The organism is Neohoeflea coraliihabitans (assembly GCF_019334345.1).
GTDB lineage: Bacteria > Pseudomonadota > Alphaproteobacteria > Rhizobiales > Rhizobiaceae > Pseudohoeflea > Pseudohoeflea coraliihabitans.
The window spans coordinates 650,541-666,944 of sequence record NZ_JAHWQX010000001.1 but is presented as its reverse complement, the minus strand read 5'-3'; the positions used below and the strand labels follow the sequence as shown (position 1 = coordinate 666,944).

Here is a 16,404-nt window from a genome sequence, read left to right as displayed (position 1 = left end):
ACCGGCGGGCAAGAGCTGCCCGCGCTGTGGCCACATGGTGCCCTGCGAACACGATGAGCCTACCAGGGAGGTGGTAAGAAACGGTCAATGGACAGGCTTAACGGAGGGTTGCGGGGCGATTGCCGGCTGCCTGAGCCGGCAGGGGCGATCTGCCCCGCCGTGGCCGGCGGCGATCTCCGCCGGCCTGAGCACGGGTTCAGGTGACGTGCGCGCCGGCTACGACGGCTGGGCGGTGAACACCACCTCATCGGTATTTGCCGAGCAGGAGATCCGCATGCTGGCTTCATCGGCAAGGAGCACGGTGTAGTAGGGCTGGATGGCGTGCGCATCGACAGCCTCTTCCATCTGCCCGGAATGAATCTCGAGAAATTTCGGCGGGACGCGGACCATGCGCCCGCGGCAGGTCAGCTTGAAATGTGGCGCCGTTTCAAGGTCGGCAAGAGCAATGTCGATGGTGCCGCCACGCGGAATGGCGCCATAGGCGACGAGGAACAGATTGAGCAGCAGCTTGACCTGGTTCTTCGGTATGATGGCGCGCGGGCCGGTCCAGGTGACCTCCGTCTTGGCGTCGGCGGAAACATAGTCGATGACAACCTTTTCCGCCTCGCCGGTGTCGATGGACGCGCCGATCGAGCCAGAGGCGCCAAAGGCAAGGCGGGCAAATTTCAGACGCACCGAGGCGTTGAGCGCGCTGGAGCGAATCAGGTCCATGGCGTCTTCGTCGGCGCCGCCTTCGTCGAGCAGTTCAAGGCCGTTGTTAATGGCGCCCACCGGCGAGATGATGTCGTGGCACACGCGGCTGCACAGCAGAGCGGCAAGATCCGGACCTGACAGCGTCAGGTTGGGGTTTTTCGACATTTGACGTTCCTCTTCTAGAGCTGACGGCGCGCAGCGGAGCGGCGGGGCGACTCGCGCATCCGTGCGACGTTTGCACGCTCGGGCAAACAATCGCAAGCCAGGCGGATGTGACACCTCGTGCGTATCGGCGCCATAAAGACACCACATTAGGTAAACCGCTTATTAACACCCTCCCGGCAGAATGCGCACGAGAACAAGAGGGCCAGGACGGCCCGAACGCAGATCCAGGAGCCGATCATGAAACGGATTGTCGCACGCCTTGCCGGACTGCTGCATATGCTCGCCGTGCTGGCCGTCGCTGCCGGTTTATCGGGCACCGCAGCAGCTCAGGAAACCAGCCAGACACACTACACAACCCAGGAAATCATTGATGCCGGGCACGGATTCTTCGGATCCACGTCGGGCGGCCTTGCCAAGCTCGTCGAGCGGGCGTTCCGCGATTACGGTTTGCCGAACGGTTACATTCTCGGACAGGAAGCATCGGGCGCGCTGATCGGCGGCCTGACCTATGGCGAAGGCGACCTGTTCACCAAGAACGCCGGCCAGCATTCGGTGTTCTGGCAGGGCCCATCGATCGGCTGGGATTACGGTGGCGACGGCAACCGGACGATGATGCTTGTCTACAACCTGCCGAGCGTTGAAGGCGTTTACGGTCGATTTGGCGGTGTCGGCGGCTCGGCCTATCTCGTGGCGGGCCTGGGCATGACCGTGCTGCAGCGCAACGGCACCCTCGTTGTGCCTATCCGCACCGGAGTCGGCGCCCGACTCGGGGTGAATGTCGGCTACCTGAAGGTCACTTCTCAGCCGACCTGGAACCCCTTCTGAGCCTGTCGCGACAACGCGAGCGAAGTGCAAGCGGCCTCCGGGCCGCTTTTTCGTGTTCGAAGAGATGACGAGAGGCTTGCCGCTTGCTCCGGGGGCAGCCCGCATGCTTTAAGCGACGACGTTCTGCCACTCAGTCCAGGGACTTGGCACGTCTGTGATTCAATTTCTGCTGCTCTTCGCTCTGGGGTTCCTTGCTGCCGCGCTTCTGGCGCTGCTGGCCGCCCCGGTCATCCATCGGCGGATCGTCATTCTGACGGAACGCCGGATGCGCGCCAGTGTGCCGCTTTCGGCGGCGGAAATGCGGGCGGAAAAGGATTTCGAGCGGGCCAGTTACGCAGCGCAGACGGCACGCTTGCAGGTGGATCTGCGCTCGGCCCGCGCCGAGACGGCCGAGCAGGCGCGGCACGGCGTGAAACTTGAGGAACAATTGGTCGACGCGCGCAGCGAAGTGCTGTCACTGCAGCAGACGGTGAGCGAAAACCAGGCGTCGGCTCGGGAAATGCAGTCGAAGATTCGCGATCTCGAGACGCGCAACGATACCATCCAGGCCGAACTCGGCGTGGCCAGGCGCGAGATCTCCGAACTGTCGACCACCATTGCGCGCCTCGAAGGACAACTCGAACGGCGCAACAACGAGATCGGCGAATTGAAGCTTGATCTGGCCACCCGCGCCACGACGATCGAAAATTTCAAGCAGCAGATCCAGACCTTGCGCGACGAGCGGGTCGCCCTGCGTGAAGAGGTGCGCAAGGGAACAGTGGCAACGCGCGAGGCGGAGATCCGGCTGCAGCGCGAGACCAGCCGGTCGGAGGATCTCGACGAGCGTCTGGCCCGGGCGCATACCGCCCTGTCGGACCGTGAGGAAACGATCAGTCAGCAGGTGGCGCTGATCGAAAAGCTGAAACAGAACGAAAAGGATCTGGCCGACAAGGCGCAGGAAAAGACGAGCGAAGTGCGCGATGCCGAGGAAGAGCACGCCACGCTGCGGCGCAAGCTGGCGGCAAGTGACGCCAATCTTGCCCGCCTGCGCGACGGGCTGGCGGATACGGAGACGCGGTTGGCGGATGCGGATGCGGCGCTTGCGGCAACGCGCGCCAAACTAAAGGCGCGCGACCAGGAACTGGCCGAACTGGAAAATGCACTGGCCGACGGCGAGAAGGCGCTGGCGATCAAGGAAGCCCGGTTGCATGCGGCACAGGCGGAAGCGGCCGACAGCCGCGAGGCATTGCAGCGCGCCGAGGCGGCGCGGCACAGCGCCGAGACGGCGCAGGCGGAAAGCGAAAAACAGGCTGACGAGGTGATACGCCGTCTGCGCGCCGCCGAAGCTGCGCTGGAGGCAGCCCATGAACCCGGCGCGGCGAAAGCGCCGCTTCCGGAAGAGCCCGCCGCCACGGGGCAAATGCCGCGCGCGAAACCTTCACAAGCGGCGAGCAAGCAGCAGGCCGAAGCACCAGCGGTCAAGCCCAGCGTCTCACGGCGGTTGCTGGCTGCGACCACCCAACGGCGCGGCCAGCGCAAGCAACCGGCGCCGCCGACCAACGGCGCCGAGCAGTCGATCGAATCCCTCGTGGCGCATTTGCGCTTGCGGCAGACGGCGCTGACAAAGGCGTTACGCAGCGCCGACACCCAGCACTCCGATGTGGCTCTGCGGCGCGAAATGAAGGATGTAGCGGCGTTGATGGTGCAACTGACGGCCCGGCGCGAGGGCGCCGGCTCGCGCATCAATCACATTCTCGGCGGTGCGCACGAGGACCATCACGGCGAGGACGAGCCGAGCCTGGCGCAGCGCGCCCGGCGGCATATGCAGATCGGCACCGGCGGAGACTGACTCCGGCCGCGCCGCGGCCGCTTTCCAGATCGACGCATCAGCCGATGTGTATTCAGCTCAGCCGGTTCATCGCCTGCGCCACCTGCCACAGCGCGATGCCGCTCGCTGTTGCGACGTTGAGGCTGTCCATGCCGGGCGCCTGGGCGATACGCACATTCAACACACCGGCGAGAAGATCGCCCGGCAGGCCGGCGCCTTCGCTGCCGAGGACCAGCGCCGTGCGGGCAGCCGGACGCAGCCGGGAGATGTCCTGGCCGGCGTGCGGTGACAGGCCGACCGGCACGAAGTTGTGTTCGACAAGCGCGCGCATGAGCAGGGACGCATCGCCGCCGCGCCAGAAGGGAACGCGCAGGGCAGCGCCGACGGAGACGCGAATCGCCTTGCGGTAGAGCGGGGCGCAACTGGTGGAATCGATCAGCAGGCCGTCGGCGCCGAACACGCCGGCATTGCGGAAGATGGCGCCCATATTGTCGTGATTGGACAGACCGATGCCAACCACGAGAAGCGCCTGAGCCGGCATGTTGCCGAGAAAGCTCCCGAGGCTGGCTGCGGGCCGATGCCGCCCGAGAGCGAGAATGCCGCGGTGCATGGCAAATCCGGCGGCGGCATCCATGACGCTGCGTTCGGCGGTGTAGACCGGCACATCGGCGGGCAACCGGGCAAGCACCGGCTGCAACCCCTCGAGGCGGTTTTCCAGCACAAACAGTTTTTCCAGGATGAAGCGGTCGTGTGCCGGCGTGTCGAGCAAGGCATTGAGAACGACCCGGCCTTCGGCGATGAAGCGATCACCGCGCCCGGCGAGGTCGCGTTCACGTATGGCTGTGAATTCGGCGATGCGCGCATCGGCCGGGTCGGTGATGCGGATGAGCGGCGCTGAATCTGTCATTGCGAAGCCTCCGGCAAGATGCGGTCGCCGGCGTCAGGGTTTCCGCCTCATGGCGTTTGGCCCACTTCGATGGTGGCCAGCCGCGTGCCGGTGCTGGCATTGAAAACGAGAATGCGGCTGACCCCATCGCTGCCGGCGCCAAAGATCACCAAACGATCGCCGGCAAGCGATGCCGAGCGGGCCGAGAAGCCGGTCGGCAGTTCGATACGTGCGGCAATGGGCGCATCCATCGGTACCGGGGCGGAAACGCTGGCGGCAGCCGGCGCTTCATCGCTGCCGCGCGTGAATTTGTAGACAATCGCCGCTAGCACCGCCATAACACCGACGAACATGATGCCGATCGACACGGCGAGCAGCCGCACCATCTTGCGCCGCACTTTCTCCATTTGCGGATCCAGCGGCTTTTCGTCGATGTCATCCGGCAGTGGTTGTGTCATCTTGGTTTCCTGAAACGGGTCGATCATTGAACAGTGGCTCTCCCTTTAGCGAAAGCACGAGCGACAGGAAAGCTTTTCGCGTCGACGATGATGGCGGCCGGCTCGATGCCTGGATCGCCGCGCAACTGGCACCGGACTATTCGCGCAGTCGCATCAAGGTCCTGATCAAGGAGGGCCATGTGCGGCTGAACGCCGAGGTCAGCGCCGAGCCGAACCGTCAGGTGACGGCTGGCGACCTGATCGAGATCGCCCTGCCGGAGGCCGTCGACCCGCAGCCGAAGGGGGAGGCGATCGCCCTCGACGTCCTGTTCGAGGACAGCGATCTGATCGTCCTCAACAAGCCGCCGGGAATGGTGGTTCACCCGGCGGCCGGCAACTGGACCGGAACGCTGGTCAACGCGCTTATTGCCCATTGCGGCGACAGTCTTTCCGGCATTGGCGGGGTCCGGCGACCCGGCATCGTGCATCGCCTCGACAAGGACACATCGGGGGTGATGGTGGTCGCCAAGACCGACGTGGCGCACCGGCACCTGGCGGCACAGTTTGCCGATCACGGCCGCACCGGTGCGCTGGAACGCGCCTATACGGCGCTGGTCTGGGGGCGCCCGAAGACGCTGGCGGGCACCATCGACGCGCCGCTTGGGCGGGCGCGCGACCGGCTGCGCCGGGCCGTGCGCAGCGACCAGGGCAGCGATGTGCGCCATGCGGTGACGCACTACCAGGTGCGCGCCCGTTACGGCGAGACACCTGAAGGCGCCCTGGCGAGCCGGATCGAATGCCGGCTGGAGACCGGCCGGACGCACCAGATCCGGGTGCATATGGCGCATATCGGGCATCCGCTGATCGGCGACCGGGACTATGGCGCGGCGTTCCGCACCAAGGCGCACACGCTTCCCGATGCGGCACGGCAGGCGGTGGAGCGCTTCGGCCGGCAGGCCCTGCATGCGCATCTGCTGGCCTTCATCCACCCGCGCTCGGAAGAACTCTTGCGGCTCGAGGCGCCGCCGCCCAAGGATATGGCGGCGCTGCAGATGGCGCTGGAAGGCATGGCCTCACATCGCCGCTAGCGACGCGCTTTTCGGGGCGCTGCGCGGAACCAGTCGGCGTCTTCCGAGTTCTGCGGGATCGGCGGCAACCGATGCGGCGTTTTGCGCCTTGTATCGAAAAAGCGCCATGATTATCTGACATATGGAGACATTCCGGTGCCGTCCCGGGCCGGATCACAAGGGCTCGCCTGGCAGGGAGCCGAAGAAGGAGGGTGCTAATGGCCCGTGCGACATTGCCGACTGTAAGCAGCGGCGAGAACGGTCTGAACCGATATCTCGCTGAAATCCGGCGGTTTCCCATGCTGGAGCCGCAGGAAGAATACATGCTCGCCAAGCGGTATCTCGAGCATGAAGACACCAATGCAGCGCACAAGCTGGTGACCAGCCATTTGCGCCTGGTGGCGAAGATCGCCATGGGCTATCGCGGCTACGGCCTGCCGATCGGAGAGGTGGTCTCCGAGGGCAATGTCGGGCTGATGCAGGCGGTCAAGAAATTCGATCCCGAGCGCGGCTTCCGCCTGGCCACCTATGCGATGTGGTGGATCAAGGCATCGATCCAGGAGTACATTTTGCGGTCGTGGTCGCTGGTCAAGATGGGGACCACAGCCAATCAGAAGCGGCTGTTTTTCAACCTGCGCAAGGTCAAGAGCAAGATCCAGGCGCTCGATGACGGTGATTTGCGGCCCGATCAGGTGGCGGAAATCGCCCAGACGCTGAATGTTTCGGAAGATGAAGTGGTGTCGATGAACCGCCGGCTGTCCGGCGATGCCTCGCTGAACGCGCCGATCAAGGCCAGTGAAGGCGAGGGCGGGCAATGGCAGGACTGGCTGGTCGATGAGGCCGAGACCCAGGAAGACATGCTGGTCGAGCAGGATGAGCTGCAGAACCGCCGTTCGATGCTGAGCGATGCCATCGATGTGCTCAATGAGCGCGAAAAGCGCATCTTCCAGGCGCGCCGGCTGCGGGATGATCCGATCACGCTCGAGGAATTGTCAGGTGAGTTCGACATCAGCCGCGAGCGGGTGCGCCAGATCGAGGTGCGGGCCTTCGAAAAGGTGCAGGATGCCGTACAGAAGGCGGCGCTCGAACAACGCCAGCAGACCGGGGCGCAGCGCGATGCGGCGGGCCTTCTTTCGGCCGACTGAAACGGCACGAACCGGCTGCCATGGGCGGTCAGTTGAAGCCGACTCTGACGCCATCGCCGCTCAAGCGTGGCGGACGGTGCCCTTTGCTAGGATCTCGATGACCGCCAGGCCCTCGCTGACCGGCGTGCGTGGCGGTGTGCCGGTGCGGATGCAGTCGATGAAGTGCTCGAGTTCGCGCGTTAGCGGCATGCCATCTGCAAGCGGCAGAAATTCCGGATCGACCATCTGCGACTGCCAGCCGCCGTCCTCCTGCCACAGGCGATGGCGGTAGAGCGCCAGTTTCTCCTCGGCCGGCGCCATGTCATCGAAGGTGGCCATCGCCTTTTCGCCGATCACGGTCAGGCGGCGTTCGCGGTAGGGATTGAGCCGCGATGTGAAGACGTGGCTCTTGATGCCGCCGGGAAACTCAAGATGCAGATGCGCGAAATCGCTGAGCGGTTCGAGGATGGCGGCGCCTTCACCGCGCACGCTGACGGGATTTTCGCCTGTCAGCGCCAGGATCAGCGACAGATCGTGCGGCGCGATGTCCCACAGGGCATCGTTTTCGGCGTGAAACTTGCCGAGCCCGACGCGGTGCGAATGGATATAGCGCAGTGGCCCGAGCGTGCCGTCAGCGACGATCTCGAGCAGTTTTTCAAAGGCCGGGTGGAAGCGCAGCACATGCCCCGTCATGGCGATGATGCCGGCGGCCTCGGCGCGTGTGACGACCTGGCGCGCCTCGGGCACGGTCAGGGCGATCGGCTTTTCGATCAAAAGATGCTTGCCGGCGGCGATCACCTCGAGCGCCGCGGCGGCGTGCTCATGCGGTGGCAAGGCGAGGACGACGGCATCGATGTCCGGGTCGGCGAGCAGGGCGGAGAAGGAGGGCGCGGCGACGTCGAATTCGCGCCCCTTCGCGTCGGCGCGACCGGGATGATGATCGCTGACAGCGGCGAGGGCGCCCAGGCCGGACAGGGTGCGGATGTGATTGGTGCCCCAGTAGCCGCAGCCAACGACGCCGATGCGCGGCATGCCGGGCACCGCGCGCGGCGCCGGATCCTCGCGATGCGGGCCGAGTTCGCCGCGGCCTTCTCCTGTGGCGCTGGCGCTGCTGCGGGCGGGATTGCTCATCGAAAAACCTCATGACGGGCAGGGTGCTGGTGCGCGTGGTACTGCCGATGCCCGGGCAAGACAAGGGCGGAACGCCAACAAGGTAAAGGCCGGGCGCGCGCGGCCCTCTGTGCGGCCCTCTGCAAAGGGCGGCTTTTGCGCGCGGAACCGCTTGACACCCGCCGGCCCGGCCCCTTATATCGCGCCGACCTGACCGGCGGCAAAGCGCCCCGGTCCGCTTCTGGCGGAGTAGCTCAGTCGGTTAGAGCAGCGGAATCATAATCCGCGTGTCGGGGGTTCAAGTCCCTCCTCCGCTACCAAATTTTTTCTTGTATTTCAGGTGGTTATGTCTGGTGCTCGCCGGGCGTAGTTGCGCATGGAGTGCCCGGGGTTGCATTCTGGGTTGCAATGGGCGTGGGCTTGAATGCGATGGGGTGGGGTGAGTTGCGATATTTTGAGGATTGAAAATCCGCGTGTCCGTAGTTCGAATTCGCGTCTGGGCACCATTTTTCCTTAAGTAAATCAGCAAGTTATAGATCGAGCGCCGTTACGCTCATGCGAGAAGAATCGCGCTGGGTGCCATTTGGGTGTCCACGATATCATCGGTGATCATCGGAACCATGGCGGCCATCGCTCTCGTTCGCGGCAACGTGCCGGGCAAGGAACTGATCAATGTCCTGCTTCTGGCGCCATTGATCGTGCCGCACATCATCGTCGCGATCGCGGTCTATCTGCAGTTCGCTCCACTGAGGCTGACCGGTACGACCTTCGGCTTTGTGCTGATCCAAACGGCGCTGGCAGTGCCTTATACGGTGGTGATCGTCTCAGCAGCTTTGTCGCGTCTCGATTTCTCGCTCGAGATGGCCGCACTTAACCTCGGGGCATCGCGGCTGCGCAGCTTCGTCGAGGTCACCATGCCACTCATCTCTCCGGCGATGATCGGGGCCGGCGTATTCTCCTTCCTCGCTTCCTTTGATGAAACCATTGTCGCCTTTTTCATCTCGGGCGTGGAGAACAAGACGGTGACGCGCAAGCTGTTCGAGGACATCGATTTCAGCCTGTCGCCGGTGATCGCCGCGGTCTCGGTAATATTCATTGCCCTGACCGTCGGGCTCATGGGCATCGGACAACTGGTCAAGACACAGACGTCGCGACGGGGTATGACGCGGGGTGAGCAGAATTGAAGGACGCGCAGGCGGTACCGACGCAGCGCAGCTCAGGCTGCCCTTGGTCGTGCCACATCGACATTTGAGAGTTTGGCGCGATTTAGCCAGCTGGACGCGCTTGTGGCTTTGCAGCACGCACTTCATAGGGGTTGATCAGGCCGCGAATAACCGCGATCTCCCGTTGCAGCAATTCAAGCAAGCCTTCGAGTCGTTTGGGCTTTAATCGGGCGCTGGTCATATTGATGGTTAGCGCGCCCGCGATGCTTGCGTCATTCAGGCGAATGGGCATTGCCAAGGCGGAAATTCCCTCAATGAGCTGTCCGTGATCGAGTGCGTAGCCCAGTTCGCGGATCTCCTTGATACGAGCCAGAACATCGTCGGCGCTCAGCTGATTGAACGCCTTATATGCTGTCGCGTTGGCGGCAATTATCGCTTCGGCCTCTGCCTCGGGCAGAAATGCGAGAATTGCCTGGCCAGCCGAGCCGACTCCGAGGGGGATCTGCCCGCCGACCTGGCCAGTCAGTGTCTCGATGACATAGGCGCCTTCCTGACGGTCTACACAAACTGTATTGAACCCAGAACGGGCCATCAGGAACACCATGTCTCCGGTTTCAGCGGCGATACGCAGCAAGGACGGATGACAGGCGCGCCGAAATCCCGTGCCATCGGCGGCCTTTGCGCCCAGCGCAAAAAGCGCAAGTCCCAAACGGACGCGGCGGGTACCGGCGATGCGTTCGATCAGGCCATGGTTCTCAAGGCTGGAGATGATCCGATGCGCGGTCGATGCGTTCAGGCTGCACGCGTCGGCAAGCTCGGACATGCGTGCTCCATCTGCCCCCGCATCTCCGAGATGATTGAGGATGGAGATCGCCCGGTCCAGCAATTGGGTGCCGGTTGTCTTGTCGGTTTTGGCCTTTGGCATATTCAGATTTGAGCCTCCCGCTCATCCAGCCGCACGTTTCCCAGCTCTATATACCGATATCGGACTGTTAAGTTGATCCCTGAATGTAGAGAGACGTCTGCTGCGCAAGGCATCGAGCGCATCTTCCATCCGGGCAACGTCTTTTTCCATAAGTTTCTTCTGCGCCACCGTCCGGAACTTGCTGCGCATTTGCTGCGAGGTCATCGGATTGGTCGGCTCCCCCAGGGGCGCTAAAACCTCGCGGCTCAATTTGCGAGTGGCAGTCTCTATGGACACCCGGGCCGGAACCGATTGAGGGAACATTGCATCGAAGCGTTCGTCTTTGACAAGGTTGACCTTTTCCGAAAGCTCTGTTGCGGCAGCATCGGACAGAGCTTTCTCGCTCATCGGCAGGAAGGCATCGGCGCCAGCTGTCAGCGCCAGCGCTACGCAGAACGGAACGCTGTATTGCGCCGATTCCAACGTGCGCGGATGCTTTTCGTTGTTCAGACGCAGCGCCCAGCCAAATGTGTCGACGGTGATGTGCTTTATGTCGGACGGCGTGAGGCTGTGCTCTGCTTGTAGCTGCAGAGCCGCATCAATCGCCGCATGACCCCATCGGCAGCAGCTGTACGGCTTGAAATAGATCTCGCGCATGGTCCAATTTTCACCAAGGCCGTTGAGCAGTGCATCCTGCCGAAAAAGCTCGGGATTGTCGAAAATATCGATGGGCCCGGTAAATCCGGACGCCGCAAGTTCGACGGCACTCAGTCCGGTGGCGGTAGCCCAGGGTATTCCTTCCTTAAGATGGTTGCCCATGACTTTCGAATAACCGACAGCAAGCAGGTTGGGAGCGGTCGAGCCGGCAATGGCGATCGCCTGGGCCATGCGGTCTGCCGGCAGTCCTCGCAGATAAGCTGCCGCGGCCGCCACGCCTTGCCCGATCCAAGGACCGGAGACCATGGTGGTCAGTTGCGACAAATGTCGTGAGGCGGCCACGCGTATAGCCACCTCATAGCCGATGACGATCGCCCTGATCATTCTATCGTTGGAAACGGGGCGCGTGTCGCCGATAGCCATAACGGCCGGAATGACGCCGGCGCCGGGGTGGCCCACTGCCGCGCGATGTCCATCGTCGAGATCCATCACTGCAGCGAGTGTCGAATTCACATAGGCCGCCCCCGGAGCCGTCAGGTGTGTGCCGTCGAACCAACACACGGCAGGGCCGGTCCCCCATATTTTCTTGGCGGCGCTGGCAGCCGCCTCACTTGCCGGGGTTTCAATGCCAGCAATAGCCGCAACAGCAAGATCCTCGATGGCCTCGATGGCCTTTGTCGACACTTCGGCCGGTATCGTCTTCACCTGAACCAGGGATCGAGACAGCTCTTCCACAACGGTCATTTGTCGCTCCTGTCAAAAACTGCTCTAGAGCTTATATCCATATTGTAAAAAAATCATCTTGAAAATTTCAGAATATGGAATTACGATTTGTTCGCGACCATGAGAGGCGGCTCCGGAGCGATCATCAATGCCCACCCACCAGCGCAAGTCCGGCACCTTTTCACACTCGATACGCGGCGACGATCGGCGCGTGCACGGTTGGTCGCGAACTATGGTTGCCAGTGCGCCGGGTGTGGGCCTGCAACTTCTTTCATTGTGTGCCCCTGGGAGACGTCCAGGTTCACCGGCTAGGGGCCGAATTTTTGCCGCGGTACCGGCGCGGCATAAAAACTGAACCATCGAGGAGGAACAAAATGACAATCACATTGAAATCCATGCTGACAGCGGCAAGCATCGTCTCCCTTGTGACGATCGCGGCGACAAGCGCCCACGCCGCGGAATGGCGTCTGTCCACGTCTTATCAATCCGACTCCGAAGCGCATGAGGGATCATTGCGTTTCGCGGAACTCGTGAAGGAGAAGTCGGATGGGCGGATTGAAATTCAGGTCTTTCCGGCCAATCAGCTCGGCGACTGGACCGAGGTCTACGAACAGGTGACCAGCGGGGCCGTGCAGATGACGATGGGTGCTGTGCCATCCACTTTCGACGCACGGCTGGCAATTGATTCCTTCCCTTACGCGGTGGCGGACTACGAAGAGGCGGCCAAGGCCTATGCGCCAGGCGGATACATGTACGACATTGTCTCATCCATCGTTGCCGATCAGGGTGTGCAGGTGCTCAGCACATGGGCCTTGGGCATGGGCGGCGGTGCCTTTACCAAGGAACTGCCAGAGCCGACCAACCCCGATGCGCAACAGGGACTCAAGGTCCGCGTCTGGCCGGGCGGCGTAACCCACCGCGCCCTGATGGAGGATTTCGGGTTCACCGTGACAATGATTCCGTGGGACGAAGTTTACACGGCCCTTCAGACGGGCGTGGCCGATGGCGTGATCGGTGGCAATCCGGAACTGACTGTCACGCATTTCATGGACATCACCAAGATGTATGTCCAGTACAATGACCACTTCGAAAACCACTACATCATGATCAATAAGGAACTGTTCGATGGCTTGTCCGAGGAGGATAAGAGCGCGGTTCAGGAGGCCGCTGTCGAGGTCATGAATGAGCGGTTCCCTGTCGCCGAGGCGTCGGACGAGGCATATATGCAGCAGCTTCGCGATGCCGGTGTCAAAGTGGTGACGTTCGACGAGGACACGATGCAGGCCTTTGCGTCCGCTGCGCGTCAGGATGTCTGGCCGAAGATCAAGGACGAGATCGGCGAAGAGCTTTACGCCCGCCTGAAAGCAGAGCTTGGAATGTAAACTGATGCGGCACGGAGCTGGTGACGCTGGTTCCGTGCCACTGCAATGCGCAGTGTAAGGTTTCCAAGGATGACCTGCACGCATCCAAAAAGCAGTCGTCCTTCAATCTCGGAGCGGGAATATGTCCGAAGTCACGCCAGGCGGAGTGCTGCATAAATTCTGGGTATTCAAGCTCTGGCTGCAGAAGTTCGTGCTGGTGGCGACCTGCGCAGGGTTCACGGTCCTCGTGATGATGGAAATCGTGTTTCGATATTTCCTCTTTCTGCCGCTTCATGGGATCGAGGAACTGGCAACCTACCTTGCCGTGTGGACCTATTTTATCGGCGGGGCATATGGCGCTTACGAGAGATCGCACATATCCGCGAGCCTCCTGGATGTATTCGTCAAAAACAAGCGCGTTTTTGGGGTGCTGGATCTCGTGGTCAAGGCAATCACTCTGGTGGTCTCCGTCTGGATGAGCGTTTGGGTTCTCCAATATCTTCTCTGGAGCATTGAACGCCGGCCGCATTCTCTCGAATTGCAGATGCCGCTCTACTTTGTCCACGCATCGATGGTCGTGGGCCTTAGTCTTATGGCGTTCTACTTTTTCCTCGATTTTGCAGTTGCGGTCTCGCGCCTTGCCGGCAGCACGCGATTGGCGGAACTCCGTGAGGCCAACATCAAATGAGCATCGAAGTTATCGTCGACATTCTATTGCTGATGGGACTGCTCATCATCGGCGTGCCCGTCCCATTTTGTTTTGCTGCTGCGGCATTGTTCCTGTTCCTGACCGGTGACTATGTCGGGTCCAATTTCCTGGTTGCTGCAGGCTTCAACAAGACATCCTCCATCATCTTGTTGGCAATGCCGCTCTTCATCCTTGTCGGCGAGATCATGAGCACTGGCAGTCTTGCCGCCCGTCTCGTTGATTTCTGCGACAGCATTTTCGGGCGTCTGAAAGGCGGCCTGGGGGTGGTGGTCATCGTCGTGACCGCAGTATTCGGCGCAATTTCAGGCACCGCGTCCTCTGCCGTTGCCGCGATGGGCACGATCATGGTGCCGCGCCTGGTCGAGCGCGGGTATGACCGCGGCTACGCAGCGGCGCTGGTTGCTGCATCTTCGGTCCTCGCGCTTCTCATACCGCCCAGTTCAGCACAAATCGTCTATGGCTGGATCTCGGGTACTTCAATCGCCGCATGTTTTCTGGCGCCGATCGTGCCGGCCCTCCTGCTGATGGGACTGTTCTCGGCGTGGAACTTCGTCATGACACGCAACATGCCGATTGTTCAGCCAGAAGCGGTCGGCGCGCGGCAAGCGATCAAGGATATCGGCGTGAAAGGTCGCCGAGCGACCCTTGGCTTGGTGATGCCGTTCATCATCCTGACTTCGATTTATGGGGGTCTTGCCACCCCCACCGAAGCGGCAGCAATCGCGGTGGTTTATGCGCTCATCGTAGGCGTGATCATCTTCCGCGATATTCCTCTGAGAGAACTGTGGCGCATTGGCTATAGCGCCGGGACCACTGTCGGAGTGGTCATGGTGCTGGTGTTTTTCGCGGTCATGCTGAGCCGCCTTTATACGATGGAAAATGTTCCCCAGTCGGTCGTCAATCTGCTGCTTTCGATAAGTGAGAACCGTATCGTCTTATTGCTTCTCATCAATGTCTTCCTGATTGTCCTGGGAATGATAATGGATGATTTCAGCGGATTGTTGCTGGCCACCCCGATGTTGCTTCCAGTGATCCGGGAGCTTGACATTCACCCCGTGCATTTTGCCGCCATCATTGGTGTCAATCTCGGTATGGGCAACATTACACCCCCGACTGCACCTCTTCTCTATTTCGGAGCAAGGATTGGCAAGACGCGTCTTCAGGGCATGCTCAAGCCGACGCTGATCCTGGTGCTTTTCGCCTACCTGCCGGTTTTGCTGCTGACGACGTTCATTCCAGACCTTTCGCTGTGGCTGCCTCGCCTCGTGCTCGGAATAAACTGATGAGCATAGAGATCGATCGATTGAAAGCTGGGCACAAGGGGGATAACGGAGGATCAGCGGTGTCGAGAGAAGACGGATTAGAGAACGCGGGATCTGAGCGGGGCCAGGCATTCCGTTCGCTTGAAGAGATCGCGACGGCGCTCGAGCGCGGCGAGACAACCTCCGTTGCATTGACCGAGTATTTTCTAAACCGCATTGCGACCTTTAACACGCAGCTGCATGCCTATAGCGAAACATTTGCGGATGCCTGCCTGCGGCAGGCAGCGGCATGCGATGCGATAAGACATTCCGGCCAGACAATTGGTCCCCTGCATGGCATTCCGGTGGCAGTTAAGGACATCTTCGATATTGCTGGGCTGCCGACATCTGCCGGGTCGACAGCTCTGCACGACAGAGTGCCGGAACAGTCGGCCTTTGCGGTGCAGCGCCTCATCCAGGCGGGGATGGTGGTGATTGGCCGGACGCACATGGTGGAGTTTGCGTTTGGCGGCTGGGGCACCAATCCGGTGATGGGCGCACCGCGCAATCCGTGGGATCCGTCACAGCACCGCGTTGCCGGTGGTTCGAGCAGTGGCTCGGCCGTGTCCGTTGCCGCTGGTCTGGCGCCGGTCGCGCTCGGTACAGATACCGGCGGATCGGTGCGGACCCCGGCGGTGTGGTGCGGTGTAATCGGCCTCAAGACTTCGCACGGGTTGATCGGCAGGGGCGGGGTTGTGCCGCTCTGCGGCACCCACGACAGCGTCGGCTGGTTTTCACGCACAGTCCGAGATTCAGCTCTGCTGTTGAATGTGCTGCAGGGCGCGGACCCCCGCGATGCGGCAAATGCAAGGGTTGCAGAGATCGATGCACTTGCCGAGATCGAACACGGTATTGCGAATATGAAGATCGGGCGGCTCGTGGACGCTGATCTCGCGGGTGTCGATCCGGATATCCTGCGTCTGCATGACGAAGCGCTCGAGGATCTGGAAGCTCTCGGAGCAACAATTGCGCCGATCCACCTGCCGCTCAGTATTGCCGATTACCTGAAATCGGGCGGGGACATCATGAGCTATGAGAGTTTTCGCGCGCTCGGCCAGTATGTCGAGGCGGAGAGTAGCCCAGTCGATCCGACAATCCGGGGCCGCATAATGGCGGGCAAGTCGATCACAGACGACGCCTACCGGCAGACGTTGCAAAGGCGGCTCGAGGCGCAGGCTGAATTTGCCGACCGCATTGCGGATTACGACGCCCTGGTCATGCCCGGCAGCCATATCGTCGCGCGCACACTGACGGATGTCGATGAATCGGTGCCGCCGAACTTTTATGGCCGCGTCGTCAATTTTCTCGATCTCGCGGCGGTGGCAGCGCCGACCGGACTGACATCCGAGGGCATGCCAGCGGGCATTCAGATCGTGGTGCGCAAATTTGATGATGCGCTTGCCCTGCGCATTGCGCGTGCCTTGGAGAAGCATCGCGGCGGGCTCGTACATGTGCCCGCGGGATATTGACGT

15 protein-coding genes and 1 tRNA gene are annotated in these 16,404 nt (G+C 61.7%); 10 read left to right on the top strand and 6 right to left on the bottom strand.

Going from position 1 to position 16,404, the window contains the following annotated elements:
- Positions 1–216 precede the first annotated feature (216 nt).
- Positions 217–858: a histidine phosphotransferase ChpT gene (gene chpT, locus KY465_RS03165; RefSeq protein WP_219158342.1), complete on the bottom strand. Its 642-nt coding sequence runs from the start codon at positions 856–858 to the stop codon at positions 217–219.
- 237 nt (positions 859–1,095) lie between these two features.
- Here chpT and KY465_RS03160 point away from each other — a divergent pair, with 237 nt between their 5' ends.
- Positions 1,096–1,683 carry a DUF1134 domain-containing protein gene (locus KY465_RS03160; RefSeq protein WP_219158340.1) on the top strand — a complete coding sequence of 196 codons (588 nt, stop codon included), beginning with the start codon at positions 1,096–1,098 and terminating at the stop codon, positions 1,681–1,683.
- Between the two features lie 154 nt (positions 1,684–1,837).
- On the top strand, positions 1,838–3,511 hold the full coding sequence (locus KY465_RS03155) for a coiled-coil domain-containing protein (protein WP_219158338.1): 1,674 nt from the start codon (positions 1,838–1,840) through the stop codon (positions 3,509–3,511).
- Between the two features lie 52 nt (positions 3,512–3,563).
- Here KY465_RS03155 and KY465_RS03150 read toward each other — a convergent pair whose 3' ends face one another.
- On the bottom strand, positions 3,564–4,397 hold the full coding sequence (locus tag KY465_RS03150) for a TrmH family RNA methyltransferase (protein WP_219158336.1): 834 nt from the start codon (positions 4,395–4,397) through the stop codon (positions 3,564–3,566).
- A gap of 47 nt (positions 4,398–4,444) precedes the next feature.
- Entirely contained in the window at positions 4,445–4,834 is a 390-nt protein-coding gene (locus KY465_RS03145) for a DUF6476 family protein (RefSeq protein ID WP_219158334.1), read from the bottom strand.
- A 26-nt stretch (positions 4,835–4,860) separates the two neighbouring features.
- On the opposite strand from KY465_RS03145, the gene KY465_RS03140 reads away from it, so the two are divergent.
- Together KY465_RS03140 and rpoH are read left to right on the top strand one after the other, a co-directional pair.
- Positions 4,861–5,901 carry an RluA family pseudouridine synthase gene (locus KY465_RS03140; protein ID WP_219158332.1) on the top strand — a complete coding sequence of 347 codons (1,041 nt, stop codon included), beginning with the start codon at positions 4,861–4,863 and terminating at the stop codon, positions 5,899–5,901.
- A 197-nt stretch (positions 5,902–6,098) separates the two neighbouring features.
- Positions 6,099–7,025, top strand: coding sequence for an RNA polymerase sigma factor RpoH (rpoH, locus tag KY465_RS03135; RefSeq protein WP_219158330.1), 927 nt, complete (start codon positions 6,099–6,101; stop codon positions 7,023–7,025).
- Positions 7,026–7,085: 60 nt separating this feature from the next.
- Here the strand turns inward: rpoH and KY465_RS03130 are convergent, their stop codons facing one another.
- On the bottom strand, positions 7,086–8,036 hold the full coding sequence (locus KY465_RS03130) for a Gfo/Idh/MocA family protein (RefSeq protein WP_219200751.1): 951 nt from the start codon (positions 8,034–8,036) through the stop codon (positions 7,086–7,088).
- Between the two features lie 321 nt (positions 8,037–8,357).
- On the opposite strand from KY465_RS03130, the gene KY465_RS03125 reads away from it, so the two are divergent.
- A tRNA-Met gene (locus KY465_RS03125) sits at positions 8,358–8,434 on the top strand.
- A 267-nt stretch (positions 8,435–8,701) separates the two neighbouring features.
- Complete coding sequence (locus tag KY465_RS03120; RefSeq protein WP_219158328.1) at positions 8,702–9,298, top strand: ABC transporter permease; 597 nt, start codon at positions 8,702–8,704, stop codon at positions 9,296–9,298.
- A gap of 82 nt (positions 9,299–9,380) precedes the next feature.
- Here KY465_RS03120 and KY465_RS03115 read toward each other — a convergent pair whose 3' ends face one another.
- Both KY465_RS03115 and KY465_RS03110 read right to left on the bottom strand, forming a co-directional pair.
- Positions 9,381–10,202 (bottom strand): IclR family transcriptional regulator, encoded by an 822-nt coding sequence (locus KY465_RS03115; protein ID WP_219158326.1) that lies wholly within the window; start codon positions 10,200–10,202, stop codon positions 9,381–9,383.
- A gap of 21 nt (positions 10,203–10,223) precedes the next feature.
- A complete protein-coding gene (locus KY465_RS03110; RefSeq protein ID WP_219158324.1) occupies positions 10,224–11,582 on the bottom strand; it encodes an MmgE/PrpD family protein in 1,359 nt (452 codons plus the stop codon).
- A 353-nt stretch (positions 11,583–11,935) separates the two neighbouring features.
- Here KY465_RS03110 and dctP point away from each other — a divergent pair, with 353 nt between their 5' ends.
- The 4 genes from dctP to KY465_RS03090 all read left to right on the top strand — a co-directional run bounded on the left by dctP (position 11,936) and on the right by KY465_RS03090 (position 16,401).
- Entirely contained in the window at positions 11,936–12,943 is a 1,008-nt protein-coding gene (gene dctP / locus KY465_RS03105) for a TRAP transporter substrate-binding protein DctP (protein WP_219158322.1), read from the top strand.
- Positions 12,944–13,064: 121 nt separating this feature from the next.
- Positions 13,065–13,610, top strand: coding sequence for a TRAP transporter small permease (locus KY465_RS03100; protein ID WP_219158320.1), 546 nt, complete (start codon positions 13,065–13,067; stop codon positions 13,608–13,610).
- On the top strand, positions 13,607–14,914 hold the full coding sequence (locus KY465_RS03095) for a TRAP transporter large permease (protein ID WP_219158318.1): 1,308 nt from the start codon (positions 13,607–13,609) through the stop codon (positions 14,912–14,914). The genes KY465_RS03100 and KY465_RS03095 overlap by 4 nt, the downstream gene beginning before the upstream one ends.
- Positions 14,914–16,401, top strand: coding sequence for an amidase (locus tag KY465_RS03090; RefSeq protein ID WP_219158316.1), 1,488 nt, complete (start codon positions 14,914–14,916; stop codon positions 16,399–16,401). The genes KY465_RS03095 and KY465_RS03090 overlap by 1 nt, the downstream gene beginning before the upstream one ends.
- Positions 16,402–16,404: the final 3 nt, after the last annotated feature.

Coding starts and splice junctions, on each gene's coding strand:
- dctP (WP_219158322.1), top strand. CDS start 11,936: ATGACAATCACATTGAAATCCATGCTGACAGCGGCAAGCATCGTCTCC.
- rpoH (WP_219158330.1), top strand. CDS start 6,099: ATGGCCCGTGCGACATTGCCGACTGTAAGCAGCGGCGAGAACGGTCTG.
- KY465_RS03090 (WP_219158316.1), top strand. CDS start 14,914: ATGAGCATAGAGATCGATCGATTGAAAGCTGGGCACAAGGGGGATAAC.
- KY465_RS03100 (WP_219158320.1), top strand. CDS start 13,065: ATGTCCGAAGTCACGCCAGGCGGAGTGCTGCATAAATTCTGGGTATTC.
- KY465_RS03115 (WP_219158326.1), bottom strand. CDS start 10,202: ATGCCAAAGGCCAAAACCGACAAGACAACCGGCACCCAATTGCTGGAC.
- KY465_RS03160 (WP_219158340.1), top strand. CDS start 1,096: ATGAAACGGATTGTCGCACGCCTTGCCGGACTGCTGCATATGCTCGCC.
- KY465_RS03150 (WP_219158336.1), bottom strand. CDS start 4,397: ATGACAGATTCAGCGCCGCTCATCCGCATCACCGACCCGGCCGATGCG.
- KY465_RS03095 (WP_219158318.1), top strand. CDS start 13,607: ATGAGCATCGAAGTTATCGTCGACATTCTATTGCTGATGGGACTGCTC.
- KY465_RS03145 (WP_219158334.1), bottom strand. CDS start 4,834: ATGACACAACCACTGCCGGATGACATCGACGAAAAGCCGCTGGATCCG.
- chpT (WP_219158342.1), bottom strand. CDS start 858: ATGTCGAAAAACCCCAACCTGACGCTGTCAGGTCCGGATCTTGCCGCT.
- KY465_RS03130 (WP_219200751.1), bottom strand. CDS start 8,036: ATGCCGCGCATCGGCGTCGTTGGCTGCGGCTACTGGGGCACCAATCAC.
- KY465_RS03110 (WP_219158324.1), bottom strand. CDS start 11,582: ATGACCGTTGTGGAAGAGCTGTCTCGATCCCTGGTTCAGGTGAAGACG.